We start from the raw sequence: 23,660 nt of genomic DNA, 5'->3' as shown, positions 1-23,660 counted from the left end.
TTGACCGTCATAAGCCGCGATTCTGTAATCGCGGCTTATGACATTCTGACGGGCTGTGTCAGATCGGAAATCTCCTGAAATCCGGCCCAAAATACTGAGTCCCCGGCGCTCCGCCTGCTCATCAGTCTATTTCTCCGATTGACATGGTTGCAATTGCAACTTATTCTGCGCCCAACTCAGGAAGGGGGAAACGATGAATATCGAAGCTCTGCCGCAAGGCATGATCCGCGCCGAAATCCGCAACGGCACCAATGCGCATGACGGCTATATGCCAGGTTTCGGCAATGATTTCGAAACCGAGGCGCTGCCCGGCGCGTTGCCGCAGGGGCAGAATTCGCCGCAAAAGGTGAATTACGGGCTGTACGCAGAGCAGCTTTCCGGCACCGCCTTCACCGCGCCACGCGGCCAGAATGAGCGGACCTGGTGCTATCGTATCCGGCCCTCTGTGAAACATGTCGGACGGTTCAGCAAGATTGACGTGCCCTACTGGAAATCCGCGCCCCATGTGCTGCCCGACGTGATCAGCCTCGGCCAGTATCGTTGGGACCCGGTGCCGCATACGGATGAAAAACTGACCTGGATCACAGGTATGCGCACCATGACCACGGCGGGTGACGTGAATACCCAGGTCGGCATGGCCGCGCATATCTATCTGGTGACCGAGTCGATGAAGGATGAATATTTCTTCAGCGCCGACAGTGAGTTGCTGGTCGTTCCGCAGGAGGGCCGCCTGCGTTTCTGCACGGAACTGGGCATCATTGAACTTGAACCGCGCGAAATTGCGATCCTGCCGCGCGGTCTCGTCTACCGTGTCGAGGTGCTGGAGGGGCCCGCCCGCGGCTTTGTCTGTGAAAACTACGGTCAGAAATTCGATCTGCCGGGTCGCGGCCCGATCGGCGCGAACTGCCTTGCCAATCCGCGCGATTTCAAATGCCCCGTCGCCGCCTTTGAAGATCGTGAGGCCCGCAGCCGCGTCGTCATCAAATGGTGCGGTCAGTTCCACGAGAGCTTCATCGACCACAGCCCTCTGGATATCGTCGCATGGCATGGGAATTACTGCGCCTATAAATACGATCTCCGGACCTATTCCCCGGTCGGCGCAATCCTGTTCGACCATCCCGATCCATCCATCTTCACCGTGCTGACTGCTCCCTCGGGGCAAGAGGGCACCGCAAATATCGATTTCGTCCTGTTCCGCGAACGCTGGATGGTGGCCGAACACAGCTTCCGCCCGCCCTGGTATCACAAGAACATCATGTCCGAACTGATGGGCAATATCGCAGGAATCTATGACGCCAAACCCGAAGGATTCGTCCCCGGCGGCACCAGCCTGCATAATATGATGCTGCCCCACGGCCCCGACCGCGATGCGTTCGAACATGGCAGCACCGAGCCGATGGTCCCGGTGAAGCAGGACAACACCATGCAGTTCATGTTCGAAACCCGCTTCCCGCAGCAACTGACCGCCTTCGCCGCGAATGAGGCGCCCTTGCAGGACAACTATGTCGATTGCTGGGACAGCCTGGAAAAGAAATTCGACGGTACTCCCGGAGAAAAATAACTTCTTTCCCCTTGATCACCGCACCGCGCCGCGCTAATCCGGCGCGGTTCGCATATGCCGCACAGAGCGGTCATGGGGCGGTTAGCTCAGCTGGTAGAGCGCTTCGTTTACACCGAAGATGTCGGGGGTTCGAATCCCTCACCGCCCACCATTATATGCTTGATTTTTTCATGGATTGCGAAGTGTATGACGGTTCAGCGAAGCTGTCAGTGATGCAAAATCACAGCTTTATATGATACCGAAATCTGTCTTGTGATGGTTGCTGCAGGTATATGTGGCCAGCAGTTCTTTCCTGCGGACAGACTGCGCAGAAGAACAGCTCTGCTGCAAACCAACGCAGGCAATAACCGTCGTCCCTCTGTCATATAACATCAACGACGGAAGATCACTGGCTGGGGCGGTCGACGCCCCAGCTAATATCCAGGAAAAGCACATGATATCAGGTGCTTGTTCGTGGAGTCCCGGCCTGCCGACCAAAGGACACATAGTGGACATGATGTAGCAGGCGATCTCTCATCCCGCAACGCGCTTCGACATCCATCTTCGACAGATCAAGAGGTTGGCACCCGCTCGAATCTGTCAAACCATTTCTTGCCGTCTGTGGCTTTGGACTCTGGCTAACAATACATGAACAACTCACAAGAGACGCGATATCTTGAGGACATGAGCCGTAAGGAGCAAGATATAGGTCAAGAGGGTTGCTCATCGAGATGGTTGTCGGGCTTTGCGTTTAGTCTTCGTCAACAGGTTTGTGATAGCGGGTAGAAAATGTTGTGGGGCGTGTTAAGTTAAGGCAACCGAACGTCTCCACGATTCGTTTTATCGGCGACAATGCCGAAAGGAGAGACTTGATGCACCACGCACGTATGCGTAAACACTCGGATCCTCGGCGAGAGTTCTCGCCAGAGGCATTTGGCGATTTTGACTTGGTCGCGCCTGAGAAAATCGCTGAACTGCGGACGCGCATGGCTGCTCGGATGGCCGACCAAGAGTGGGAAACTATCGAGGACATTGCTGAAAACTGCGATGCCTGACTGGACGAGTAAGCCACCGCGAATCTATGATATAGTTACCGGGTTCTTCCCGGAGGCGCAGCCAAAGGATAGCTGGGCCGACAACCCTCGTCCCCTTCTGGTGACGGGGGTTTTTCGCAATAAATCCACCTTAGAGCTATGGGTTCGTGTTGCATATGGTACCGGCGAAGTAGGTAATGTTCGCGGAGTGTGCTTGAATATTGGTAACTTGAGCCATCTTGACAATCTAAGGCTTGCGAAGCCTACCGCCTTCGTACTGACACCTGGAAGCCAGCATGCGATCCTTCCATGGACGAAAGAGTTCTTTTGCCCTTGGCGACATTTTAGTACGCCTGTGATAAGTAGCCTTCCGCCGGAGATGCGGGAATATGTTAAGGGCAAGTTGGCTTACCGTGACGATTTGCCTTTCCCGCCGAAGCCATCGCCTAAAAACTGAAAATCAGTTATATCGTTAGTATTTATCCAGCGGGCATGTCCTTTTGTCGGGGTTCCAAAGGGGATGGAATCCCCTTGGTCCAGCGGAAGGCGTAAGGGGTTTCGAAAGGGGATAAAAAGCCGTTAGGTTTTTTCTCCCCTTCGCCGGATATCTATAACGAATCCCCCTCGTGGGGTGAGTTATGGATAGTAGGTTATGATATGGCGAAGCCACCCCAGAATAATAAGTCTCCCGAAGGGAATCCCAGAGCCGCGTCAACGCGTATTAAAGCGAAAAACGCCCGTGCTTTGGCCGGGCAGCGTAAACACGATAAACGCATTGGCAGGCAGCCAGATTATATAGATGAATCCCGGAAACATCTCAACCGGATTATAATGGAGCCGGACCCGCCCGGCGTCATGCGGGCGATATGTGAAAAACGCCGGTCTCTCCGCGTCACAAAGCGGAAAATGAAAAAGGATGCGTCCGTTGCCGGGTGCGGTATCATCACATTCGGTTCAGAGGCGGCGGCATTATTTGAAACCCTGACGCCGGAAGCACAGGACAGGGCTTTTCTTGACCTCGCAGAATCTATTTCTGACCGACTGAATACAACGCTCCACGGCCTCGTTGTTCACCGGGATGAAACGACGATACACGCCCATTATCAGATTGCGTCCTATAACTTGGACGGCGTTCCACTTTCGCAGGCGACACGCCCCGCTGTGATGTCCAGCCTGCAAGACCTGACTGCGGAAGTTATGGCACGGCATTGCCCAGGCATCGAACGCGGGAACCGATACGGTGACCGCTTAAAGGCTGGTGCAGAATTTCGGGACACGCTTCACCGCACCGTCCGTGAACTTCACCGGGACATTCCCCGAGAACTCGCAACCAAGCGTGCCGAAATCCTGGCGTTGGAAGTGAAGACGCAAGAGGCCCAGGCTCGAGTCGATGAGATGCAGGGACGTGTCGATAAGCTGACGGAGAAGGCTGAACTCTCGGAGAAAGAGGCGAAGCGGTTAGCAACCTATGAGAAGCGTCTTGCTGACAGGGTGGCGGAGCTCGAAACCGCCCAAGAGCACGCGAAGAAGGCGACAGCGGAAGAAAGGCGATTGGCTGACATCGCCCGCGACGAAGCCGAGGAGGCCCGCCACGAGGCACAGCGGGTGTCCGATAAGACGGGAGCATTGCTGGATGCAACAAAGGCCCTCACAGCCGAATTGACGGCGGGCACGCTTCGCCGGACGAAGGCAGGGAAGATCCATGCGGATAATCCTGACGCGATAAAACCCGGCTTTCCCGACATAGGTCCGGCCTTGAGTGCCGCTACGGATGCCACAGAGGCCCGCAGGCTTGAGGAGGCAAAAGCGGAAAAGGCGAAGACCAACAGAATAGCTGAGGAAGAGAGGGCTGAAACCGTGCGGGCGGAGGCCCGGAAACTTCTCGATGATGCAAAGGAGGAGCGGGCTAACGCAAGGTCAGCCTGGGAAGAGGTTCGATGGCTTCAAACCCGGCTTAAGAAAGCTCTCGGCATGGTAACAAAATGGCTCAAGAGGCCTGATCTCGCTCGGGGTGCTCGCTTACAGGGTGAGGCGATGCAACGGGTCATTGAAGAGGACATGGGGCTGACGCAGAGCATGGGTTCAAAGGACGCAGATGAGGACTTTGCTCTCTAACTTATCATGTGAACGGGGGTCCGGGGGTGTCCTCCGGCGGCTGGTGATGTCGCAGTCGTCAAGGAACGAAGACATCACCAGTGACGGCACGAAGGGCCGTTTCATGTGGGATATGACGGTCAAACCGTCATGATCTCGCCTGGCTTTCTATCTCCTGAACCAACACTGTAAGCGATATGCCAAGAGAGTCGGCAAGAGCGTATAGCGTAGCAAGGCTTGGCTGGTGCCTCCGGCTTTCCAGAAGCGAGACATAACGCATGCTCAACCCGGCCCGGTGGGCAAGTTCCTCTTGTGAGAGTCCTGCCTCTCTTCGGCGGTCTCGCAAGACTTTCGCAAAAGCGTTGAGAATCGTTGTGTCGGGTTCGGTCATCGATCCGACACGCAGGAAAAATCCCTCTTGCGCTATGAAGTATTCTGTGAATTTTTGATGTCGAGCGTAAAGAAAGGAACTGTCATGAGTGAAGACGCGATGATTGAATGCCCGTTCTGTGCGAGCCCCCTGAAAGCACATGCCACCGTCTGCCCAAACTGTCAGGCTGTGAGGGGGGCAGGGGCAGACACGCACGGAAACGTTCGCGGGAGTGGGTATGTCGCGTTCATTCGCGTTCTGCTTGGCGGGTGGGCGATGGTAATCGCCATCAGTTTGACGATTGGCATTTTCAGGAACGAGGGGGGGCCGCTTGTTTTGTCAATGGTCCTTGGGATTATCTGGCTCCCTTTGTTCCTCAAAAATATCGGATTTATTTTCAACAACGGGAAAGAAGATCGCTGGTATCGTAAAAACTGATTTCCACAGTAGGTGCCGAGAAATGATACTAAATAAAGTAAGCCCCGCCTAAGCGGGGCTTAGCCGCCTATCCGGCGGCAAACTCATTCGGACAAAAGTCAGCACCTAATGCAAATATATTGTCGCCAGCCTTTTTCAAGGGCTATTGTAATACATTCATAAAAAAATCTCACCAGTTACTTGTTGTGTGAGTAAGGGGCCGGGATGTCCCGGGTGCTGGTGGCGTTGTTTTACCTGTCTTGAACCTCTTCCTCCCATGCCTGTTTAAGATCGTCAATCGTCAACTCTGTCATTTTTATGTCAGGTTTTTCAGCTTCTTTCATCATTAACTTGATGCGACGGTCAATATTTCTATTCATCCGGTCAGATTTTGAAACAAGCGTCTTGGTCGCGAAAACGGCGTAGGGCTTCATGTCATGAAATGATTTCCAAACCTCCGCCGGATTCAGGGCGTAGGCATAAACACCAGTTCCAACACGAACGCGAACCAGATGATTGCGTTCTTCAAGCCATTTTGACGCCCGGCGTATTGTGATTTCAGCGACATCAAGATGTTCAGCAAGAGTTTTCTGTGAGACAACGAGAACGCCACCGTTCGGGTCCATATGGTTCGCAATGAAACCATAGAGGCGGGCGGCATTCGAGTTTTCAGCAATCATGGTCATCAGGCCACCCCAGCCTTCTGGATAAACCTGCGTGAATCGCGGGTTGCGTTCTCTTGGCTTTTCCTCCGTGTCGTCTTTTTCATTTTTGAATATTTCTAACATTTATACCTCCCTGATTCTAAAAGTGAGGCTGAATATGATACGCTTTTTTATGTGTCAAGAAATATTCTGTTTTGATCGATTTCTGACGCTGGTGATCTGATTTATTAAATATAGAGATCTTTCTATTGATCGGTGCTCCGATCATTCTATTGATCCCTGGATCGATCACTCTATTGATCGTTATAAATCAAATAAAAATAATAAAAACAAATACTTAAAAATTATCCTTCTCCAGTCTCCTCTCATGGCCTCTTCGTGGCCTTTCGAGCAGCCTGCCGGGGGCAGCCCCCGGACCCCCTTCGCACCTGCGGTGCGTTCACAAAAAACAAAGAAACGAAAGGGAGAGAAGAGGCAAAGGTCATTCTGTCGCTGAAAGCGTAAGGGATGACCGAGACCGAGCATTCCTGCTCGGTCTATTCCGTTTTCGCATGTCGAAAACGGATCAGGGGTGAACGGTGCCCCGTTCACCCCTTAAAAGCGTCGCAACTAAAATACGCGAGGCAAAGCCTCAACGGCAAAGCGAAGGGAAGAAATGGGGGCTCGCCCGCCATAGCGGTCGTCTTCGATGTCCCCGGTAAGGTGACCGAAGAGTTCGGCCCGGACATGCTTCTCAACATCGGATTCGGCACGAAGCCCTTGGACGGCGTAGTGACGGAAGGAATGGAATGACTTCTTTGGCTGGGACCCGAGGCGGTCGCTTTGGATGTTCCGCCAGAGGTAGTCCATCGAGTCGCCGATTTGTGAAGCGGAGCTCTTGCGTCGCAGGTCATTGAAAAGGTTGGTATGCCCTGCCTCGCGTTGCTTGTCCGCGAAATCGAGAAAGCCGAGCTCAATCAAATGCGGATGAACCGGAACAGTCCGTTCTGACTGCGGGTTCTTCAGTCCGCGTCGGCCATTTGGGCGGATATGGAGGACGGGGACACCATCAACTGCACCAACATCAGCCGTTTCAAGCCCGCAAATCTCCTCACGCCGGGCCCCGCTATATACGGCGATAAGAGGCACCCAATACAGCCAGTCCTTCACAATCACTTCACCCGGCTCACGGCGACGCTTGACGCTCTTACAGCCCTGCCAAGCCGGAGCCGAGAAGATGCGGGTAACATCGTCGGGCGTGAATGCTTCCCGCTCGTCCTTGGCAGTCCGCTTCAAGTAACGGCGAAGAAGCGCCGGATTAACGGTTGCGTCCACTGTGATGCCCTCCGCCCGCGCTGCTTTCACAACTTTGCCAAGGTGGACAATATTGCGGTTGATGGTGGTGACGGAAAGTCCAACAGACGCGCCGGAAGCCTCGGCCTCCGCGATGATCTTGGAAATCGGCTTGTCTCGCTCTTTGGCACTACGCCGGTAAGCGGGCGGTAGCTTGTCGAGGGTCGCAACGAAATAGGCAAGGTGGCGTTGGTGAAGGTCTCGTATGTCATCCACGCCGGTGATTTCGCAGAACAAATCAACAACCGCACGCATTTGCGTGAGCGTCTTGGCGTTCGCCCGTCCCGAACGCTCATGCGTATCGGTGACACGGGCAACGATATCGCTTATCCGGCTCGAAAAGCCCGTTGCCGTTCGGGCGGGCTTCCGCCGTGGAGGCACGGGCCGAGCCGGGGGCGGTTCGATTTTTGCGGTCGCGGGTCCGCTGTTCAACGGCTCGCTTTGTTTCTTGCGAGGTTTGGGTTCGTCGTCTTCTGCGTCGCCGTGGTTAAAGAAAAAGAAGAAAGCACGCCCTCCCGGAGTTTCTGCTGGCATTTTTTCGATGGCTTCACAGTCCATCAAGGCACGTTCCTGCCTGACTGCCGAGGTGATGGCATCCCGAACAGACAACAGGTCTGCCTTACCCCGGTCAAGCAGATTCCAGCCATGGTTGGCCACGGCGGAGGCGACTCCTGAAAGTCGTTTTGCCTGAACGGGGTCAGTTGTCGCCAGCGGAACCTGAACGGCTTTACCGCGATAAATCCGCCGCCAAGCATAGAACCGGCCTCGCCGGATGACATAGTTTGCGATGCCCACCGCACCCCCTGATTTCTGGGGTCGGCAGGCATTTGCCCATGTCACAATGGTGACATCGTGTCACCATTTCCCGAAACCGGGAAGGCGTCTGAACACACGGGATTTTCCGGATTTTTGGCTGGGGCGGTAGGATTCGAACCTACGGTACACGGTACCAAAAACCGCTGCCTTACCACTTGGCTACGCCCCAACGGTGCGGGCGTATCTAGCCTTCGTTGCAGAGGGGTGCAAGAGGGTTTCGGGAAAAACTTGCGGGTGTTTTTCGCGGGGCGTATGGGACCGGGATGGAGTGTGATTTCCTTATTATCGGGGCCGGGGCGGCCGGGCTTTTCTGTGCGGGCAGTGCAATGGCACAGGGGGCGCGGGTGATCGTGATGGATCATGCGGCGCGGCCTGCCGAGAAAATCCGTATCTCGGGCGGGGGGCGGTGCAATTTCACCAATCTGGCGACAAGCCGTGAGCGGTTCATTTCGGAGAACCCACGCTTCTGTGCCTCGGCGCTTGCGGGATACAAGCCTCAGGATTTCGTCGGGCTGGTCGACCGGGCCGGGATTGGCTGGCACGAAAAGACGCTCGGCCAGCTTTTTTGCGACGGCAAGGCGACCCAGATCACTGAAATGCTGATCCGGCGCATGGAGGGCGCAGAACTGTGGCTGAAGACGGATCTGCAAGGGCTGACACGCGGATCTGACGGGTTCGTCGCGCAGACCTCTCGTGGGGTCGTGCGTGCGGGGCGGGTGGTCGTGGCCTCGGGAGCGAAATCCATTCCGAAAATGGGCGCGACGGGGCTTGCCTATGAGCTTGCGCGGCAGTTCGGACTGGGCGTGGTCGAGACGCGCCCGGGGCTGGTGCCTCTGACCTTCGCTGAACAGGATCTGGCCCTGTGTAAACCTCTGGCCGGGATATCGGTCGAGGCCGAAATCCGCCACGGCAGAACCAGCTTCCGCGATGCGCTTCTGTTTACCCATCGCGGCGTGTCGGGGCCTGCCGTGTTGCAGATATCCAGCTTCTGGCAGCCGGGCGATGATGTTGACATCGACCTTTGCCCCGACGCGGATCTTGCACGGGAACTGCGCGACCGGCGCGGGCAGGGCGGGCGGATCGCGGTTGCGACGGTTCTGGCTGCGCATATGCCCGCACGTCTGGCCGAGTCCATCGCGGCAGAGTTGGGGCTGACCGGCGCAAGGCTGGCCGATCAGGGAAATGCGGTGATCGACCGCATCGCCGTGCGCGTTCATCGCTGGCAGATCCGCCCGGTCGGATCAGAGGGCTACCGGACTGCCGAGGTGACGGTGGGCGGGGTGGATACGACATATCTCGACGCGAAAACCATGCAGGCGCGGGACGTGCCGGGGCTGTATTTCATCGGGGAATGCGTCGATGTGACAGGCTGGCTCGGCGGGTATAATTTCCAGTGGGCCTGGGCCTCGGCCCATGCGGCGGGACTTTCACTGGCGCGGGGCAGGCGCTAGAAGACAGGCTTCGAAGAAAGGGCCGGATATGAGCAGGTTTTCATTTACCCTCAGCGCACGGGATGGGCGGGCCCGGACCGGCGCGATCAGCACCCCGCGCGGAGAGATCCGTACGCCTGCCTTCATGCCGGTCGGCACGGCAGCGACGGTCAAGGCGATGATGCCGGAATCGGTGCGGGCGACCGGGGCGGATATTCTGCTGGGGAATACCTATCATCTGATGCTGCGTCCCGGCGCAGAGCGGATCGGGCGGCTTGGGGGCCTGCATGAGTTCATGAACTGGGATCGCCCGATCCTGACCGACTCGGGCGGGTTTCAGGTCATGAGCCTTGCCGATCTGCGCAAGCTGACCGAGGATGGGGTGACGTTTTCCAGCCATGTGGACGGCTCGCGGCATTTTCTTTCGCCCGAGACCAGTATGGAGATCCAGCGTCAGCTCGGCTCGGATATCGTCATGGCCTTTGACGAATGCCCGGCCTTGCCCGCAACCGAGGAACGTCAGGCCGAGGCGATGCGGCTGTCGATGCGATGGGCGCAACGTAGCCGCGACGCTTTCGGGGACCGGCCCGGCCATGCGCTGTTCGGCATCATGCAGGGCGGCGTGATCCGCCATCTGCGCGAGGAAAGCGCCGAAGCGCTGAAATCCATCGGCTTCGACGGCTATGCGATTGGCGGGCTGGCCGTGGGCGAGGGGCAAGAGGCGATGTTCGGCGTGCTCGACTATGCCACCGATCTGCTGCCGGAAGAACAACCCCGCTATCTGATGGGGGTGGGCAAGCCGGATGATGTCGTCGGCGCGGTGCAGCGCGGGGTTGATATGATGGATTGCGTACTGCCCTCACGCTCGGGGCGGACAGGGCAGGCATGGACGCGGCGCGGGCAGGTGAATATCAAGAATGCCCGCCATGCCGACGATCCGAGGCCGCTTGACGAAGACTGCAAATGTCCGGCCTGCACCGGCTATTCCCGCGCCTATCTGCATCACGTTTTCCGCGCCAATGAGATGATCTCGGGGATGCTGCTGACATGGCATAATTTGCATTACTATCAGCAGATCATGGACGGGATGCGCCGTGCCATCGCAGCGGGGCAGCTCACCTCATGGGTGGAAGACTTCCATAGGATGCGGGACGGGGGCGATATCCCGCCACTCTAGGCACCGTCCAATGATTTTGCCGTTCGCCGGGGGCCGGACGGCGCTGACAAACGCAAAACCCGGCTGATTTGGCACATCTTCCGGGATTAAAAGATCGTTTGACATGATCTGCTGGCAGGCTCATCCCTATGCTGATAGTGCAGTCCGAATGGCGGATGACCCGCCCGTCGCACTGAAAGGCCCGTATGTCCGAGTTTACAACCATAACCACTACCGACGCGCTTGCCGCATTTTGTGATCAGGCCAAAGCGCAGCCCTATGTCACCATAGATACGGAATTCCTGCGTGAGCGGACATTTTATTCGCGGCTCTGCCTGATCCAGATGGCGCTGCCGCCTGCCTCGGGCGTGAAGGCCGAGGGCGGTCCGGCTGTTCTGGTCGATCCGCTGGCTGCCGGGATATCGCTTGAGCCGCTTTATGATCTGTTCAGGCATGAAGACACCGTGAAAGTGTTCCACGCCGCAAGGCAGGATCTGGAGATCTTCTTTCACGATGCGGGCGTGTTCCCCAAGCCGCTTTTCGACACGCAGATCGCCGCAATGGTCTGCGGCTTCGGCGAACAGGTCGGGTATGAGACGCTTGTGCGCAAGGTGGCGAAAACCTCGCTGGACAAATCCTCTCGCTTTACCGACTGGTCGCAGCGCCCTCTGTCGAAGGCGCAGCAGAATTATGCCATTGCGGATGTCACCCATTTGCGGGTGATCTATGAATCGCTGAACGCCCAGATCGCGAAATCCGGTCGTGCTGCATGGGTCGCCGAAGAGGCCGCCGTGCTGGTCGATCCGGAAACCTATATCACCCGGCCCGAGGATGCCTGGACGCGGGTTCGGACGCGCTCGGGCTCTCCGCGTTTTCTGGCCATTGTGCGCAAGCTGGCCGAGTTCCGCGAGGAGTACGCGCAAAGCCGCAACGTCCCCCGCTCGCGCGTGTTCAAGGATGATGCGCTTGTCGAACTGGCCTCGACCAAGCCGCAAAGCGAAGCGGAACTGGGCAAGTCCCGCCTGCTGCTGCGTGAGGGGCGCAAGCCCGAAATCGCGCAGGGTATTCTGGCGGCGATCAAGGCAGGGCTGGAAGATCCCGATCCACCGCGCCCGCCCAAGGACCAGCACAGCCAGCCCGGCAATGCCGCGCTTGGCGAATTGCTGCGCGTTTTGCTGAAAGCCAAGGCCGAGGCGGCAAGCGTGGCCCCGAAGCTGATCGCCACTACCTCCGATCTGGATGCGATTGCACAGGGGCGCCGCGATGTTCCGGCTTTGCAGGGCTGGCGGGCCGAAGTGTTCGGACATGACGCGCTGCGGCTGGCGGATGGCAAGATCGCGCTTTCCGCGGCAGGCAGCGAGGTGCGCGTCGTCGAACTGCCATGAGGGTCGCGCTGCGCCCGCCCGAACTGGAAGATGTGGATGCGATATGGCAGGCCATGCAGGATCGCGACACAGCTGGCTGGCTTTCCTCGATACCGGATCCGTATTACCGCAGCGACGCGCTGTCATTCGTCGCCCGGATCGCCACCGATGAGGACCATGCGATCACGGTTGACGGTGTCTTTGCCGGGATGATCCGTGCTTCGGAGGATCTCGGCTACTGGCTTCTTCGCGACTATCGGGGCAGGGGGGTGCTGCACCGGGCGGCGCAGATCGCATTGCTGAAAAAATTCGCCTCGGGGGCGGACTTCATCCATGCCGACCATATGGACGGCAATCTGCCCTCGCGCCGTGCCCTGCTGAATCTGGGTTTCCGCGATACCGGGCCGTGCAGCATCACCCGTCTGCATGACGGGCGGTCCCTGCCGGGCAGACGGCTGGTGCTGTCCAGAAACGCTTTCATCAATGCGCTGACGATCCGGACCGGACGCTGTGTCCTGTCCCCCATGACCGAGGCCGATTTTCCGGCGCTTCACCGCATCGCCACAGCGCCCGAGGCCTCTCGCATGCTGATGCGATTCTTTCCGGGGCAGAGCCTTTCCGAGTTTTCCGCCCTCATGACGCCTGCCATGAATCCGTTGCGACGCCCGCTGCGGCTGGCGATCCGGCAGAACGGGAACTGCATCGGCTCTGTCGGGATCGACAAGGGGGAAGCGCCGTCGATCTTCTATTTCCTCGCGTCCGAGGCAGTGGGGCAGGGGATCGCCAGCGAGATCGTCCCGGTTTTCTGTGATACGGTTCAGGACTGGTACGGGCTGGATCGCCTCGCGGCGCAGGCCTTTACCGATAATCCGGCTTCAAAGCGTGTGCTGGAGAAATCAGGGTTCCTTGTGACCGGAACCGATCTGATGCTGTCCGCCGGACGCAGAAGCCCGGGCGAGGGCTGGATCATGCAGCGCGGCTGAGCCTCACCAGCGAAGCACCACCGCGCCCCAGCTTAGCCCGCCGCCAATTGCTTCGGTAACGATCACATCGCCCTCGCTGAACCGGCCCGCCTCATCGGCGACGGCAAGCGCAAGCGGGATCGAGGCGGCCGAGGTGTTGCCGTGATCCGCTACGGTCAGGATAACCTTGTCCATCGGCAGATGCATACGCTGCGCGGTTGCCGAGATGATCCGTGCATTGGCCTGATGCGGCACCAGCCAGTCCACCTGATCCGTAGTCATCCCGGCTTTCTCGACGGCGTGATGCGCGGTTTCGGCCAATTTCTCGACCGCGTGGCGGAACAGGACATTGCCCTGCATGCGCAGCTTGCCCGCTTCGCCGGTGGTCGCGACCCCGCCATCGACATAGAGAATATCGCGATAGGACCCGTCGCTGTTCAGATCCGAGGCAAGGATCCCCCGCTCACCCTCGGCGGCTTCCAGCACGACAGCCCCCGCGCCATCGCCGAACAGAACGCAGGTCGCACGGTCCTCGAAATCGAGAATGCGGCTGAAGGTTTCGGCACCGATCACCAGCACACGTTCCGCCTGACCCGAGCGGATCATCCCATCCGCATTGGCAAGCGCAAAGATAAACCCGGCACAGACCGCCTGCACATCGAAGGCAAAGCCGCGTGCCAGCCCAAGCCCGGCCTGCACCATCGTCGCCACGGACGGAAAGGTCAGATCCGGGGTCGAGGTTGCCACGATCACCGCATCGATATCCTCCGCGCTGAACCCGGAACGCTCAAGCGCCTTCTTCGCCGCATGGATCGCCATGTGCGACGTCGTCTCACCATCGGCGGCAAAGTGACGCCGCTCGATCCCGGTGCGGCTGCGGATCCATTCGTCGGAGGTCTCGACCTTGTCTTCGAACCACTGATTTTCGACAACGCGGTCTGGCAGGTAATGCCCGGTTCCCCGGATAACAGAGCGTCGCGTCACGATTGGGCCTCATCACTGGGTAAAGAAGGTTCCTCGACATTGGCGGCGGCCTTGCGGACCCGTTCGGCAAGCCGGTCCTGAAAGCCGGATTGCGCCAGACGGAAGGCCAGCTTGATCGCGGCGGAAACGCCGGTCGCATCGGCGGAGCCGTGCGATTTCACGACCATGCCGTTCAGGCCAAGGAATACGCCGCCATTCACCCGGCGCGGGTCGATACGCTTTTGCAGACGCTTCAGCGAGGTCAGCGCCAGCACCGCCGCGATCTTGGACATCAGCGATTTGTTAAACGCCTCACGCAGGAAATCGCCCACCAGCTTGGCGGTGCCTTCCCCGGTTTTCAGGGCGACATTGCCGGTAAACCCGTCGGTCACGATCACATCCACCCGGTCCGAGGGCAGATCGCCCCCCTCGACAAAGCCGACATAATCGAAATTGCCGGTCTCCTGCGCGTCCTGAATCAGCTCATGCGCCTCTCGCAGCTCTGCACGGCCCTTATGTTCTTCGGTGCCGACATTCAGCAAGCCGACGCGCGGCGTCTCAAGACCAAGCCCGTTCCGCGCATAGGCCGCGCCCATCAGCGCATATTGCAGAAGATCCGGCGCCTCGGCCCGCACATCGGCGCCGCAATCCAGCATCACATTGAAACCCTGCGGATTGCGCGAGGGCCACAGGCAGGCAATGGCGGGCCGGTCCACACCGGGCAGCTTCCGCAGCCGGATCATCGACAGCGCCATCAGCGCACCGGTATTGCCGCAGGATACCGCGACCGAAGCTTCACCGGCGCGAACCGATTCAACCGCCGACCACATCGAGGTGCCCTTGGCGTTGCGGATCACCTGGCTGGGTTTGTCGTCCATCTTGACGACATCCGGCGTATCGCGGATCTCGCAGCGCCCGGTCAGATCGCCCTTCCGCGCGATAAGCCGTTTCAGCTCTTGCTCGGGGCCATGAACGATAAAGCTGATATCGGGATTCTTGTCGGCACTTTTGGCGATCCCGTCGACAATCACCGACGGGCCGTGATCGCTTCCCATCGCGTCAACGGAAATGACCACGCGCCCCTGAGTCGAGGGGCTGCGCGGTTCATCATGTTCGCTTGCCTGCGCCATGTCTCAGCAGAACGCCGATCAGGCCGCGTCGTCGTCCAGGTCGATCTCGGTCGTCTGGGCCACGACTTCTCGGTCAGCGTAATGGCCGCAGGACGGGCAGACGTGATGCGGACGCTTCAGCTCGCCGCAAGAGGGGCATTCATTGGGGTTCGCCGACGAAAGTGCGTCATGCGCACGGCGCATATTACGTTTCGAGCGGGTCACTCGGTTCTGAGGGACAGCCATGTCTCAACCTCGGGTCAGGGGCCGCGCAGTCCATGCGGGGCCGGTGTCAGAAAACGGATCAGAGCCGCGGCAATAGGTCACAACCGGTCCGGGGGCAAGTCGAAACCTGTCCTTCTGGCTGGACCCGAGCGCGCGGCTCGTGAAGGGCGGAACATAGCGATTCTGCGTCATTGTGCAAGTCCGATCTGTCCGAAAACCCGGTCTGGTGTCGCGGGACCACAGTGCCGGGTCAGTCCTTCTGTTGGGCCTCTGCAAGATCTTCCGGGCGGTTGATGTTGAAAAAAGCGCCGGGCGCATCGAATAAAGCCGTCGCGTGATCGTGTTGGGCGGCAAACTGGCGGACCCTGCGCTGCTCCTGTTTCAGCGCCAGCCTCAGATCCTCGCGCAGCGCCACTGGCCACAGGGCCACGGTAGGATGCAGCCGGAGCGTCCGGGTTTCGTCGAGATCCGCTGCGAGTGCCAGCCCGGAAGGCCCCGCAGCACCTCTCAGCCCGTCCACCAGCCCTTCGGGCAGGAACGGCGTGTCGCCCGGAACCGAGACAAGCGCATTCGCCCCCATCTTCGCCGCCCAGTCCATCCCTGCAAGGATTCCGGCCAGAGGACCGGGGAAATCAGGCATCGGATCGGGCAGAACCGGCAGGCCGAACCCGTCGAACCGCGCCGTGTCTCCATTCGCGCTGATCGCCATCGCCCCGGCCTGAGGCCGCATCCGGTGCAGCACATGGGTGATCAGGGGCCGCCCATTCAGAAGCAGCAGCACCTTGTCGCCACCGCCCATGCGGCTGGATCGCCCTCCCGCCAGAATGATCGCAGGCGGAAGGGTCCGGTCCATCATGCCAGTCCGGCGGCCACCAGTCCGCGTGCCAGCTTGACGAAGGCCTGCGCCGGGGCGCTGTCCGGCGCGGCGGACACGACCGGCTGACCTGCATCCGATGCGAGGCGGACGCTCAGCTCAAGCGGCAATTCGCCAAGCAGCGGCACACCAAGTTTCTCTGCTTCGGAAGCTACGCCGCCATGTCCGAAAATATGCTCTTCATGGCCGCAATTCGAACAGATATGCGTGGACATATTCTCGATCAGCCCCAGTATCGGCACATTGAGCCGCCGGAACATGTCGATCCCCTTCCGCGCATCCAGCAGCGCCACGTCCTGCGGCGTCGAGACCACGATCGCGCCATCCACCTGTGTACGCTGCGACAGGGAAAGCTGAACATCGCCGGTGCCGGGCGGCAGATCAACAAGAAGGATATCCAGCTCGCCCCACTGCACCTGAAACAGCATCTGCTGCAACGCGCCCATCAGCATGGGACCGCGCCAGATGATCGCCTCTTCCTCTTTGGTCAGCAGACCCAGAGACATCAGCTTCACCCCGTGGCCCTCCAGCGGAATCATGGTCTTGCCGTCAGGGCTTGCGGGGCGGCCCGTGACGCCCATCATGCGCGGCTGGCTGGGACCATAGACATCCGCATCAAGCAGACCCACCCGCCGCCCCTCGGCGGCAAGCGCTGCGGCGAGATTGGCCGAGACCGTCGATTTCCCGACCCCGCCTTTGCCGGATGCGATGGCGATGATATGCTTCACCCCCGGCACCCGCTCGGGCGTCGATCCCGATTTCGCCTTGGGTTTCAGATCCGGCGGTGCCTTGTCGCTATGCGCCGTCAGCACCGCGCTGATTTTGGTGACGCCGGGCAGGGAGCGCACCGCCGCTTCGGCCTTCGCAAGCGCTGCCTCCATCGCCTTCGCCTGAGCTGGGTCGATCTCCAGCACAAAGCGGACCTCGCTGCCTTCCACGGTGACGGCGCGGGCGATCCCGGCATCCACCAGATTGCCGCCCGAGACCGGGTCGGCGACCCCGCGCAATGCGGCGGTCACATCATCCTTGCTTACATCCATGATATCCTCAGGCGTTGGCGAGGGCGTCGATAATCGGGCCGAAATCACTGGCTTTCAGGCTTGCTCCGCCGACCAGAGCGCCATTCACATGGGCGATGCCGAAAATCTCGGCGGCGTTACCGGGCTTGACGCTGCCGCCATAAAGCAGGCTGAAATCCGCGCCATCGCTGAAACGCGCCGACAGAGTATCACGCATCAGCGCATGAACCTCGGCGATCTGGCCGTTATTCGGGGTGCGCCCGGTGCCAATGGCCCAGACGGGCTCATAGGCGATCACGGTATTCGCCGCCGTCGCGCAATCCGGCAACGATCCGGCAAGCTGAGCGGCGATCACGTCCAGCGTCTGGCCCGCATCGCGCTGCGCCTCGGTCTCACCGACGCAGATCACCGTGATCAGCCCGGTCTCATGCCCTGCAACCGCCTTGGCAGAGACCTGCGCATCGGTTTCGCCGTGATCCGCCCGGCGCTCGGAATGGCCGAGGATCACATGGCTTGCCCCGGCATCGCGCAGCATTGCGGCGGAAATATCCCCGGTATGCGCACCGCTTTCCTTCGCGTGGCAATCCTGCCCGCCAATGGCGATTTCGCCCGCATGGGCGACGGCGGCGGTGATCAGCGTCGCGGGCGGGCAGATCAGCACGTCGCAGCCATTCTCACGCGCGGCGAGCGTGTCCAGCTCTGCCAGCGAGGCGGTCAGCCCGTTCATTTTCCAGTTACCGGCAGCGAGTTTCTTCGGGGCCATATCGTCCTCCTTTGGTTAAGCGAGGGATAGGCAAGCGCGGCGCAAGCTTCAAGCCTCGGGAAGCGTATCGCCCGTCTCGTGATCCAGTTTGAAGGACACGGATTCCCCACAACCACAGGCATCGGTGACATTCGGATTGCGGAATTTGAAGCCGGATTCCAGCAGGCCGGTTTCATAATCAATCTCTGTCCCGAACAGGAACATCTGCGCGGTCGGCGCAATCAGCACCCGGGCGCCGTTCTGTTCGATCACCTCATCCGAGGCATCCGCCTCGGCCACCATATCCATCGTGTATTCCATCCCCGCGCAGCCGCCTTTCTTCAGCCCGATCTTCAGGCCGAATGCGTCCTTTCCGGCCATGAGCCGGGAAATCTGGCGTTCCGCCGCCGCCGTAATCGTGACCGGGGATTGTCCGGGGATCGAGAACATGATGTCAGCCTTTGGTTGCGTTGGGTCAAAGGTAAGGAGCGGGCGCGAAATTCTCAAGTGCTGTGCAGCCGCTGGCCCGGCGGGCTTCGCCCTTGATCCCGGGCCGGGAATATCACCCCAGAGCCGTCTCACCGTGAATCGCATCGGAAAACGCCCGGCGATACAGCGCCGAAAGCTCTGCCAGATCGCCCGCATCCTCGCCCATCTGCACGGCCATGCCGCCAAACTGGCCGACCTCGGCGACGGGAACGCCGGCTGCCTCGGCGGCTTCCAGCAAAGCTCTTGCCCCCGGCGCATCGCAGGCCACCAGATAACGCGCCTGATCCTCACCATAAAGATGTGCGATATCGTCCGAGTGCAGCCGCACCCCGATCCCCGCCGCCTCGGCCATCTCGAACGCAGCCAGACCCAGCCCGCCATCGGACAGATCCGTCGCACAGTGAAGATGGCTGCGATTGTCACGCAGGAATTCACCATTGCGCCGCTCGGTCGCAAGATCGACGGCAGGGGCATCGCCTTCCTCGATTCCGAACGTCTCGGCGGCCAGAGCCGACTGGCCCAGATGCCCGCGCGTCTCGCCGATTACAATCGCCACATCGCCATCCTCGGCGACGCCTGCGATCAGATCGTCAAGGCTTTCCAGCAGTCCGACCGCGCCAATCGTCGGCGTCGGCAGGATGCCTTGCCCGTCGGTCTCGTTATAGAGCGACACGTTCCCCGACACGATGGGCATATCCAGCGCCGCGACAGCCTCGCCGATCCCTTTGATCGCCCCGACGAACTGGCCCATGATCTCGGGTTTCTCGGGATTGCCGAAATTGAGGTTGTCCGTCGTCGCCAGAGGTTTCGCGCCCACCGCGCAAAGGTTGCGATAGGCTTCGGCCACGGCCTGCCTGCCGCCCTGCACCGGGTTCGCCTTCACATAGCGCGGCGTCACATCGCTGGTAAATGCAAGCCCCTTGTCGGTGCCATGCACCCGCACCACGCCCGCACCCTGACCGGGGCGACGCACCGTATCCGCGCCGACCTGCGTGTCATATTGCTCCCAGACCCATCCTTTATGCGCATAATTCGGGCTGCCGATCAGCGCCCGCAGCGCCTTCAGCGGCGTGATCGCGGGCAGTTCAGGCAATGCGGCAGGGGCAGGGGTCTCAACCCACGGGCGGTCATATTCCGGTGCACTCGATGACAGTTTCGACAGCGGCAGATCCGCCATCACCTCATTGCCATGCAGGATCAGGAACCGGTCCTCGGCGATGGTTTCGCCCACAATGGCGAAATCCAGATCCCATTTTTCGAAGATCGCCCGCGCCTCGGCCTCTTTTTCAGGCTTCAGCACCATCAGCATGCGTTCCTGCGATTCCGACAGCATCATTTCGTAGGCCGTCATATTCGTCTCACGCTGCGGCACATGGTCGAGGTTCAACTGAATCCCCAGACCGCCCTTATCGCCCATTTCAACGGCGGAACAGGTCAGGCCCGCGGCCCCCATATCCTGAATCGAGATCACGGAATCCGTCGTCATCAGCTCAAGACAGGCTTCCAGAAGGCATTTTTCGGTAAAGGGATCGCCGACCTGCACCGTGGGGCGCTTTTCTTCAATCGTATCGTCGAACTCAGCCGAGGCCATCGTCGCCCCGCCAACCCCGTCCCGTCCGGTCTTGGCCCCCAGATAGACGACCGGCATTCCGATCCCCGATGCTGCCGAATAGAAAATCTTGTCCGCGTCGGCCAGCCCCGCGGCAAAGGCGTTCACAAGGCAATTGCCGTCATAGGCGCGGTGAAACCGGACCTCGCCGCCGATATTCGGCACGCCGAACGCGTTGCCATAAGACCCGATCCCTTCGACCACACCCTTGACCAGATGCGCGGTCTTGGGATGTTCGGGCCGCCCGAAACTCAGCGAATCCATCGCGGCAATCGGACGTGCGCCCATCGTGAACACGTCGCGCAGAATGCCGCCAACGCCGGTCGCGGCCCCCTGATGCGGCTCGATATAGCTGGGATGGTTATGGCTCTCCATCTTGAAGACCACGGCCTGACCGTCGCCGATATCGACAACCCCCGCATTCTCGCCGGGGCCGCAGATCACCTGCGGGCCCGAGGTCGGCAGGGTGCGCAGCCATTTCTTCGAGGATTTATAGGAACAATGCTCGTTCCACATCGCCGAGAAGATACCAAGCTCGGTAAAGCTCGGCTCGCGGCCGATAATCTCCAGAATGCGCTGATACTCATCGGGCTTCAGCCCATGTGCGGCGACCAGTTCGTCGGTGATCTCCGGTTCGTGCATGGCTGGCCCTCTCTCTTGCGCAATCGCCCGCCTTTTACGGTCACAGCGATGCGAGGGGAAGGGGGCGTGTCCGGGGTTTGCAGACAAAAAAAGACCGGGCAAGGCCCGGCCTAAGTCCAACAGGGAGGTGAAGACCATGCGAGTTGCCTCAATCATCGCCTTCACAGTCCGAAATAGGGGCAAGCTGCCTGACAGACAAGCGCGAAAGTGCTGCATTTACGTCATAGCCGTCATGCATATCTGACATGCCCACGTCACGAAACCGCCACAAAACCCTGTTTTTCCTTGGCCCAATCCTGCAACGCGGCATTATCGGCGAACATCTCCGGCTCAGGTTCAGACGGCCCTGCAAAGCGCAGATCAGCGGAGTCCTGCCGAAAGATCCGTGGATTTTTCTGTTCGGAAAGGCGACGATTACGAAAATAATGTGCTTCACGGGCGCCGAAATAGAAAGAAACGATCGCGCCAAGCAACCACCAAAGCGGCTCTGGCACGGTCTGAAGCCCCTCCATACGGCGGGAGAACCCGGCAGGCTCTGTCATGGCGTAACCGAACAGACCAAGCGTGCCGAAGGTCATCAGCGGGCGAGGCAGGCGGTTCAGCCCGTTAACGAAGTCATGGAAACGACTTTGGCCGCCGCCGAACTCGGCCTTGAACTGCTCGATTGCGTGGCGATAGGCGTCCTCGTCAAGCTCCATCCGTCGTGTCGCATTCTCGCGAAACACCTCGGCAACATCCGTCGCCGCATCAGAGAGACCGCGTGCGGCAGGTCCAATTCCGATCAGACGGTCGATCATCCCCATGCCGAGATCCTCTCACGATGCTGGGTTTCGCTGAGGTGATAGCGGGCAGAGATGAACTCTTCGGCCCGCCGAATCCAGCCGCCTTTCGCGCCACGGCGGGTCCGGGCATATTTGCGGCTGGCGGGGCGGTGATCGGCAAGCGCATAATAGTAATTCCGCCGCTCGATCCCATAGGCATCCGCGATATGGCGCGGCGCGGCATTATGCGCGGCACGCAGGGCGGCAATGGTTTTCGGGCCGATCACACCGTCATCCCTGGCCGGATAGCCCATAAGCGTGATCATGCGTTGCAGGATCTTCACGGCATTCGTGCCGGCATTCACATACATGTCGAAAACCGATGCCTGCAGCGCGTCGGGAATTTTGCCAATGCCGGGGTGGGTGAAATAATGCTCCTTGAAGATGCGCTCTGCCCGGTCCCGGTCAAGGGCTTTTACATCGGCGCGGCTGACCTTCCCGTCGCCGGTCAGATCCAGCCCCAGACGCCGCATCGTCCCGATGGTCACGCCGTATTTCGTCGCCCCGCCCGGATCGTCGGGGTCGTTCACATAGCCCCCCTCACGCGCCACGATTTCCGCTGCGATTTCATCCACTGACTTCATGTCCCGCTCCTTGTCCCAGAACGCGGCAGAGCCTGCCGGGGCCGGGTTAAGGCGCGGTAAACCCTGCGGGCGTTGCCGCCGGGCGAAAATCAGCTGTTCGGGTCTTTGTAAACGCCCGTGGCCCGAAGCGAATCCTCGACCTCTTTGGGCATGTAGTTCTCATCATGCTTGGCCAGAATCTCGGAGGCGACGAAGATATCACCCTCCATCCGGCCCGTGCCGATCATGCCCTGACCTTCCTCGAACAGATCGGGCAAGACACCGGCGAAACGCACCGGGATCGTATAGGCACCATCGGTCACGCTGAAGGCGATCACCTCGCCCTGTCCCCGGATCAGAGAACCCTCCTCGACCAGACCGCCCAGACGGAACACCTCTCCGTCAGAGGGCGGTTCCTCGACCACCTGAGTCGGCGCACGATACAGGTTAATCCCGTCGCGGAATCCATAACCGATCAGCGCAGTCGCCAGCAGAAGCGCCACCGAGGCGGCAAGAAGCACCTGTATTCTTCTTCGTTTTTTCAGCGACTTCATGGAAATACCTCTGGCTGCCTGTCAAGCTTGCTCGAACCTGATTTCCCGTTTCATGAATTGCACGGCCTTGCTGGAGACGCGGACCGGATTGCCGGTGGTCAGATATTTCGACTCTGTCCCGCTGCCGAGAAATTCGGGACGCCGTTGCAGATAATCGGCAAGGCTGTCCGCGACCAGATGCGCCTGTGAAAACACCTGTACATCGGGACCAAGCGCATTCTGGAAAGCGGTCTGCATGAACGGGTAATGCGTACAGCCCAGTATCGCGGCTTCTGGCTGCGGCATCCGGCGTTTCAGAGCCTCGACATGGCTGGTCACAAGCGCCTCGGCAAGGATCTCATCGCCATCCTCGATCGCATCAACCACCCCGCCGCAGGGCTGTGCCTCGACATCCACGCCGATGGCGCGAAACGCCAGTTCGCGCTGAAAGGCACGGCTGGCGACCGTAGCGGGGGTGGCGAACAGGGCGACATGCTTGACCGCCACCTCGCGCGGCGGCGAATTATCGCCCCATTGCCGCTCGGTCAGCGCCTCGATCAGAGGAACAAAAACGCCAAGTACCCTTTTGTTTTCAGTAATGAATTTTTCCTGCATCCGACGCAGCGCTGCGGCAGAGGCGGTGTTGCAGGCAAGGATCACCAGATCGCAGCCTTCCTGCCACAGCCGTTCTGTCGCCGCACAGGTCAGATCATAGATATCGTCCGCGGTGCGCACGCCATAGGGCGCATGGGCATTGTCGCCGAAATAGACCAGCGGCAGATCGGGCAGCCTGTCCCTGATCGCCGCGTAAACGGTCAGACCGCCAAGCCCGGAATCGAATACGCCCACCGCCATGTCATACCTCTGTCAGCACAAAGCGCGACATAAGCC

The 23,660-nt window shown here is 59.7% G+C and carries 23 protein-coding genes and 2 tRNA genes; 9 read left to right on the top strand and 16 right to left on the bottom strand.

All coding sequences use genetic code 11. The features are described from left to right. The first annotated feature begins 193 nt into the window (after positions 1–193). The 4 genes from hmgA (at position 194) to PAE61_RS09090 (ending at position 4,689) form a co-directional block, all read left to right on the top strand. Positions 194–1,561, top strand: coding sequence for a homogentisate 1,2-dioxygenase (hmgA, locus tag PAE61_RS09105; RefSeq protein ID WP_271114993.1), 1,368 nt, complete (start codon positions 194–196; stop codon positions 1,559–1,561). Between the two features lie 75 nt (positions 1,562–1,636). Beyond that, positions 1,637–1,712: transfer RNA gene (locus tag PAE61_RS09100), tRNA-Val, on the top strand. Positions 1,713–2,412: 700 nt separating this feature from the next. Then, the gene (locus PAE61_RS09095; protein ID WP_271114992.1) at positions 2,413–2,595 is read left to right on the top strand and encodes a hypothetical protein; all 183 of its coding nucleotides are present in this window, start codon (positions 2,413–2,415) and stop codon (positions 2,593–2,595) included. 636 nt (positions 2,596–3,231) lie between these two features. Next, the gene (locus PAE61_RS09090) at positions 3,232–4,689 is read left to right on the top strand and encodes a plasmid recombination protein (protein WP_271114991.1); all 1,458 of its coding nucleotides are present in this window, start codon (positions 3,232–3,234) and stop codon (positions 4,687–4,689) included. A 127-nt stretch (positions 4,690–4,816) separates the two neighbouring features. On the opposite strand, the gene PAE61_RS09085 is transcribed toward PAE61_RS09090, so the two are convergent. After that, positions 4,817–5,059, bottom strand: coding sequence for a helix-turn-helix domain-containing protein (locus PAE61_RS09085; RefSeq protein WP_271114990.1), 243 nt, complete (start codon positions 5,057–5,059; stop codon positions 4,817–4,819). Positions 5,060–5,086: 27 nt separating this feature from the next. Between PAE61_RS09085 and PAE61_RS09080 the strand changes: the two genes are divergently transcribed. After that, positions 5,087–5,476: a zinc ribbon domain-containing protein gene (locus tag PAE61_RS09080; RefSeq protein ID WP_271114989.1), complete on the top strand. Its 390-nt coding sequence runs from the start codon at positions 5,087–5,089 to the stop codon at positions 5,474–5,476. A 230-nt stretch (positions 5,477–5,706) separates the two neighbouring features. Here PAE61_RS09080 and PAE61_RS09075 read toward each other — a convergent pair whose 3' ends face one another. The 3 genes from PAE61_RS09075 to PAE61_RS09065 all read right to left on the bottom strand — a co-directional run bounded on the left by PAE61_RS09075 (position 5,707) and on the right by PAE61_RS09065 (position 8,437). Beyond that, positions 5,707–6,243 carry a helix-turn-helix domain-containing protein gene (locus PAE61_RS09075; protein ID WP_271114988.1) on the bottom strand — a complete coding sequence of 179 codons (537 nt, stop codon included), beginning with the start codon at positions 6,241–6,243 and terminating at the stop codon, positions 5,707–5,709. A 486-nt stretch (positions 6,244–6,729) separates the two neighbouring features. After that, on the bottom strand, positions 6,730–8,247 hold the full coding sequence (locus PAE61_RS09070) for a site-specific integrase (protein WP_271114987.1): 1,518 nt from the start codon (positions 8,245–8,247) through the stop codon (positions 6,730–6,732). A 115-nt stretch (positions 8,248–8,362) separates the two neighbouring features. Then, positions 8,363–8,437: transfer RNA gene (locus PAE61_RS09065), tRNA-Gln, on the bottom strand. 94 nt (positions 8,438–8,531) lie between these two features. On the opposite strand from PAE61_RS09065, the gene PAE61_RS09060 reads away from it, so the two are divergent. The 4 genes from PAE61_RS09060 (at position 8,532) to PAE61_RS09045 (ending at position 13,201) form a co-directional block, all read left to right on the top strand. Then, positions 8,532–9,719, top strand: a complete 1,188-nt coding sequence (locus PAE61_RS09060; protein ID WP_271114986.1) for a BaiN/RdsA family NAD(P)/FAD-dependent oxidoreductase — start codon at positions 8,532–8,534, stop codon at positions 9,717–9,719. A gap of 28 nt (positions 9,720–9,747) precedes the next feature. After that, positions 9,748–10,875 carry a tRNA guanosine(34) transglycosylase Tgt gene (tgt, locus tag PAE61_RS09055; RefSeq protein ID WP_271114985.1) on the top strand — a complete coding sequence of 376 codons (1,128 nt, stop codon included), beginning with the start codon at positions 9,748–9,750 and terminating at the stop codon, positions 10,873–10,875. A gap of 185 nt (positions 10,876–11,060) precedes the next feature. Then, a complete protein-coding gene (gene rnd, locus PAE61_RS09050) occupies positions 11,061–12,239 on the top strand; it encodes a ribonuclease D (protein ID WP_271114984.1) in 1,179 nt (392 codons plus the stop codon). Further along, positions 12,236–13,201 (top strand): GNAT family N-acetyltransferase, encoded by a 966-nt coding sequence (locus PAE61_RS09045; protein WP_271114983.1) that lies wholly within the window; start codon positions 12,236–12,238, stop codon positions 13,199–13,201. The genes rnd and PAE61_RS09045 overlap by 4 nt, the downstream gene beginning before the upstream one ends. 3 nt (positions 13,202–13,204) lie before the next feature. On the opposite strand, the gene PAE61_RS09040 is transcribed toward PAE61_RS09045, so the two are convergent. The 12 genes from PAE61_RS09040 to PAE61_RS08985 form a co-directional block, all read right to left on the bottom strand. Next, positions 13,205–14,164 carry a beta-ketoacyl-ACP synthase III gene (locus tag PAE61_RS09040; protein ID WP_271114982.1) on the bottom strand — a complete coding sequence of 320 codons (960 nt, stop codon included), beginning with the start codon at positions 14,162–14,164 and terminating at the stop codon, positions 13,205–13,207. Further along, positions 14,161–15,273 (bottom strand): phosphate acyltransferase PlsX, encoded by a 1,113-nt coding sequence (gene plsX, locus PAE61_RS09035; protein WP_271114981.1) that lies wholly within the window; start codon positions 15,271–15,273, stop codon positions 14,161–14,163. Before plsX ends, PAE61_RS09040 begins: the two co-directional genes overlap by 4 nt. Positions 15,274–15,291: 18 nt before the next feature. After that, positions 15,292–15,498, bottom strand: coding sequence for a 50S ribosomal protein L32 (rpmF, locus tag PAE61_RS09030; protein WP_271114980.1), 207 nt, complete (start codon positions 15,496–15,498; stop codon positions 15,292–15,294). Between the two features lie 229 nt (positions 15,499–15,727). Further along, positions 15,728–16,330, bottom strand: a complete 603-nt coding sequence (gene mobA / locus PAE61_RS09025; protein ID WP_271114979.1) for a molybdenum cofactor guanylyltransferase MobA — start codon at positions 16,328–16,330, stop codon at positions 15,728–15,730. Continuing rightward, complete coding sequence (locus PAE61_RS09020; RefSeq protein ID WP_271114978.1) at positions 16,330–17,391, bottom strand: Mrp/NBP35 family ATP-binding protein; 1,062 nt, start codon at positions 17,389–17,391, stop codon at positions 16,330–16,332. Before PAE61_RS09020 ends, mobA begins: the two co-directional genes overlap by 1 nt. A 7-nt stretch (positions 17,392–17,398) precedes the next feature. Next, positions 17,399–18,133, bottom strand: coding sequence for a triose-phosphate isomerase (gene tpiA, locus PAE61_RS09015; RefSeq protein WP_271114977.1), 735 nt, complete (start codon positions 18,131–18,133; stop codon positions 17,399–17,401). Positions 18,134–18,181: 48 nt separating this feature from the next. Then, positions 18,182–18,562 (bottom strand): HesB/IscA family protein, encoded by a 381-nt coding sequence (locus PAE61_RS09010; RefSeq protein ID WP_271114976.1) that lies wholly within the window; start codon positions 18,560–18,562, stop codon positions 18,182–18,184. A 112-nt stretch (positions 18,563–18,674) separates the two neighbouring features. After that, the gene (gene purL, locus PAE61_RS09005) at positions 18,675–20,852 is read right to left on the bottom strand and encodes a phosphoribosylformylglycinamidine synthase subunit PurL (RefSeq protein ID WP_271114975.1); all 2,178 of its coding nucleotides are present in this window, start codon (positions 20,850–20,852) and stop codon (positions 18,675–18,677) included. 254 nt (positions 20,853–21,106) lie between these two features. Then, complete coding sequence (locus PAE61_RS09000; RefSeq protein ID WP_271114974.1) at positions 21,107–21,655, bottom strand: holin family protein; 549 nt, start codon at positions 21,653–21,655, stop codon at positions 21,107–21,109. Further along, positions 21,646–22,257 (bottom strand): holin-associated N-acetylmuramidase, encoded by a 612-nt coding sequence (locus tag PAE61_RS08995; RefSeq protein ID WP_271114973.1) that lies wholly within the window; start codon positions 22,255–22,257, stop codon positions 21,646–21,648. Before PAE61_RS08995 ends, PAE61_RS09000 begins: the two co-directional genes overlap by 10 nt. 89 nt (positions 22,258–22,346) lie before the next feature. Continuing rightward, positions 22,347–22,790, bottom strand: a complete 444-nt coding sequence (gene ccmE / locus PAE61_RS08990) for a cytochrome c maturation protein CcmE (protein ID WP_271114972.1) — start codon at positions 22,788–22,790, stop codon at positions 22,347–22,349. Positions 22,791–22,811: 21 nt separating this feature from the next. Further along, positions 22,812–23,624 carry a glutamate racemase gene (locus PAE61_RS08985; protein ID WP_271114971.1) on the bottom strand — a complete coding sequence of 271 codons (813 nt, stop codon included), beginning with the start codon at positions 23,622–23,624 and terminating at the stop codon, positions 22,812–22,814. Positions 23,625–23,660 lie beyond the last annotated feature (36 nt).

Origin of the sequence: Paracoccus aerodenitrificans, assembly GCF_027913215.1 — a bacterium.
GTDB lineage: Bacteria > Pseudomonadota > Alphaproteobacteria > Rhodobacterales > Rhodobacteraceae > Paracoccus > Paracoccus aerodenitrificans.
Note: the sequence above shows the minus strand (reverse complement) of the source record. Positions and strands in the feature narration are given on the sequence as shown.

Excerpts from the sequence above, each read along its gene's own strand:
- hmgA (WP_271114993.1), top strand. The coding sequence starts at position 194 with ATGAATATCGAAGCTCTGCCGCAAGGCATGATCCGCGCCGAAATCCGC.
- purL (WP_271114975.1), bottom strand. The coding sequence starts at position 20,852 with ATGCACGAACCGGAGATCACCGACGAACTGGTCGCCGCACATGGGCTG.
- rnd (WP_271114984.1), top strand. The coding sequence starts at position 11,061 with ATGTCCGAGTTTACAACCATAACCACTACCGACGCGCTTGCCGCATTT.
- ccmE (WP_271114972.1), bottom strand. The coding sequence starts at position 22,790 with ATGAAGTCGCTGAAAAAACGAAGAAGAATACAGGTGCTTCTTGCCGCC.
- PAE61_RS09060 (WP_271114986.1), top strand. The coding sequence starts at position 8,532 with ATGGAGTGTGATTTCCTTATTATCGGGGCCGGGGCGGCCGGGCTTTTC.
- PAE61_RS09095 (WP_271114992.1), top strand. The coding sequence starts at position 2,413 with ATGCACCACGCACGTATGCGTAAACACTCGGATCCTCGGCGAGAGTTC.
- PAE61_RS09010 (WP_271114976.1), bottom strand. The coding sequence starts at position 18,562 with ATGTTCTCGATCCCCGGACAATCCCCGGTCACGATTACGGCGGCGGCG.
- tgt (WP_271114985.1), top strand. The coding sequence starts at position 9,748 with ATGAGCAGGTTTTCATTTACCCTCAGCGCACGGGATGGGCGGGCCCGG.
- PAE61_RS08985 (WP_271114971.1), bottom strand. The coding sequence starts at position 23,624 with ATGGCGGTGGGCGTATTCGATTCCGGGCTTGGCGGTCTGACCGTTTAC.
- rpmF (WP_271114980.1), bottom strand. The coding sequence starts at position 15,498 with ATGGCTGTCCCTCAGAACCGAGTGACCCGCTCGAAACGTAATATGCGC.
- mobA (WP_271114979.1), bottom strand. The coding sequence starts at position 16,330 with ATGGACCGGACCCTTCCGCCTGCGATCATTCTGGCGGGAGGGCGATCC.
- PAE61_RS09045 (WP_271114983.1), top strand. The coding sequence starts at position 12,236 with ATGAGGGTCGCGCTGCGCCCGCCCGAACTGGAAGATGTGGATGCGATA.
- PAE61_RS09085 (WP_271114990.1), bottom strand. The coding sequence starts at position 5,059 with ATGACCGAACCCGACACAACGATTCTCAACGCTTTTGCGAAAGTCTTG.
- PAE61_RS09000 (WP_271114974.1), bottom strand. The coding sequence starts at position 21,655 with ATGGGGATGATCGACCGTCTGATCGGAATTGGACCTGCCGCACGCGGT.
- PAE61_RS09075 (WP_271114988.1), bottom strand. The coding sequence starts at position 6,243 with ATGTTAGAAATATTCAAAAATGAAAAAGACGACACGGAGGAAAAGCCA.
- PAE61_RS09090 (WP_271114991.1), top strand. The coding sequence starts at position 3,232 with ATGGCGAAGCCACCCCAGAATAATAAGTCTCCCGAAGGGAATCCCAGA.
- tpiA (WP_271114977.1), bottom strand. The coding sequence starts at position 18,133 with ATGGCCCCGAAGAAACTCGCTGCCGGTAACTGGAAAATGAACGGGCTG.
- plsX (WP_271114981.1), bottom strand. The coding sequence starts at position 15,273 with ATGGCGCAGGCAAGCGAACATGATGAACCGCGCAGCCCCTCGACTCAG.
- PAE61_RS09020 (WP_271114978.1), bottom strand. The coding sequence starts at position 17,391 with ATGGATGTAAGCAAGGATGATGTGACCGCCGCATTGCGCGGGGTCGCC.
- PAE61_RS08995 (WP_271114973.1), bottom strand. The coding sequence starts at position 22,257 with ATGAAGTCAGTGGATGAAATCGCAGCGGAAATCGTGGCGCGTGAGGGG.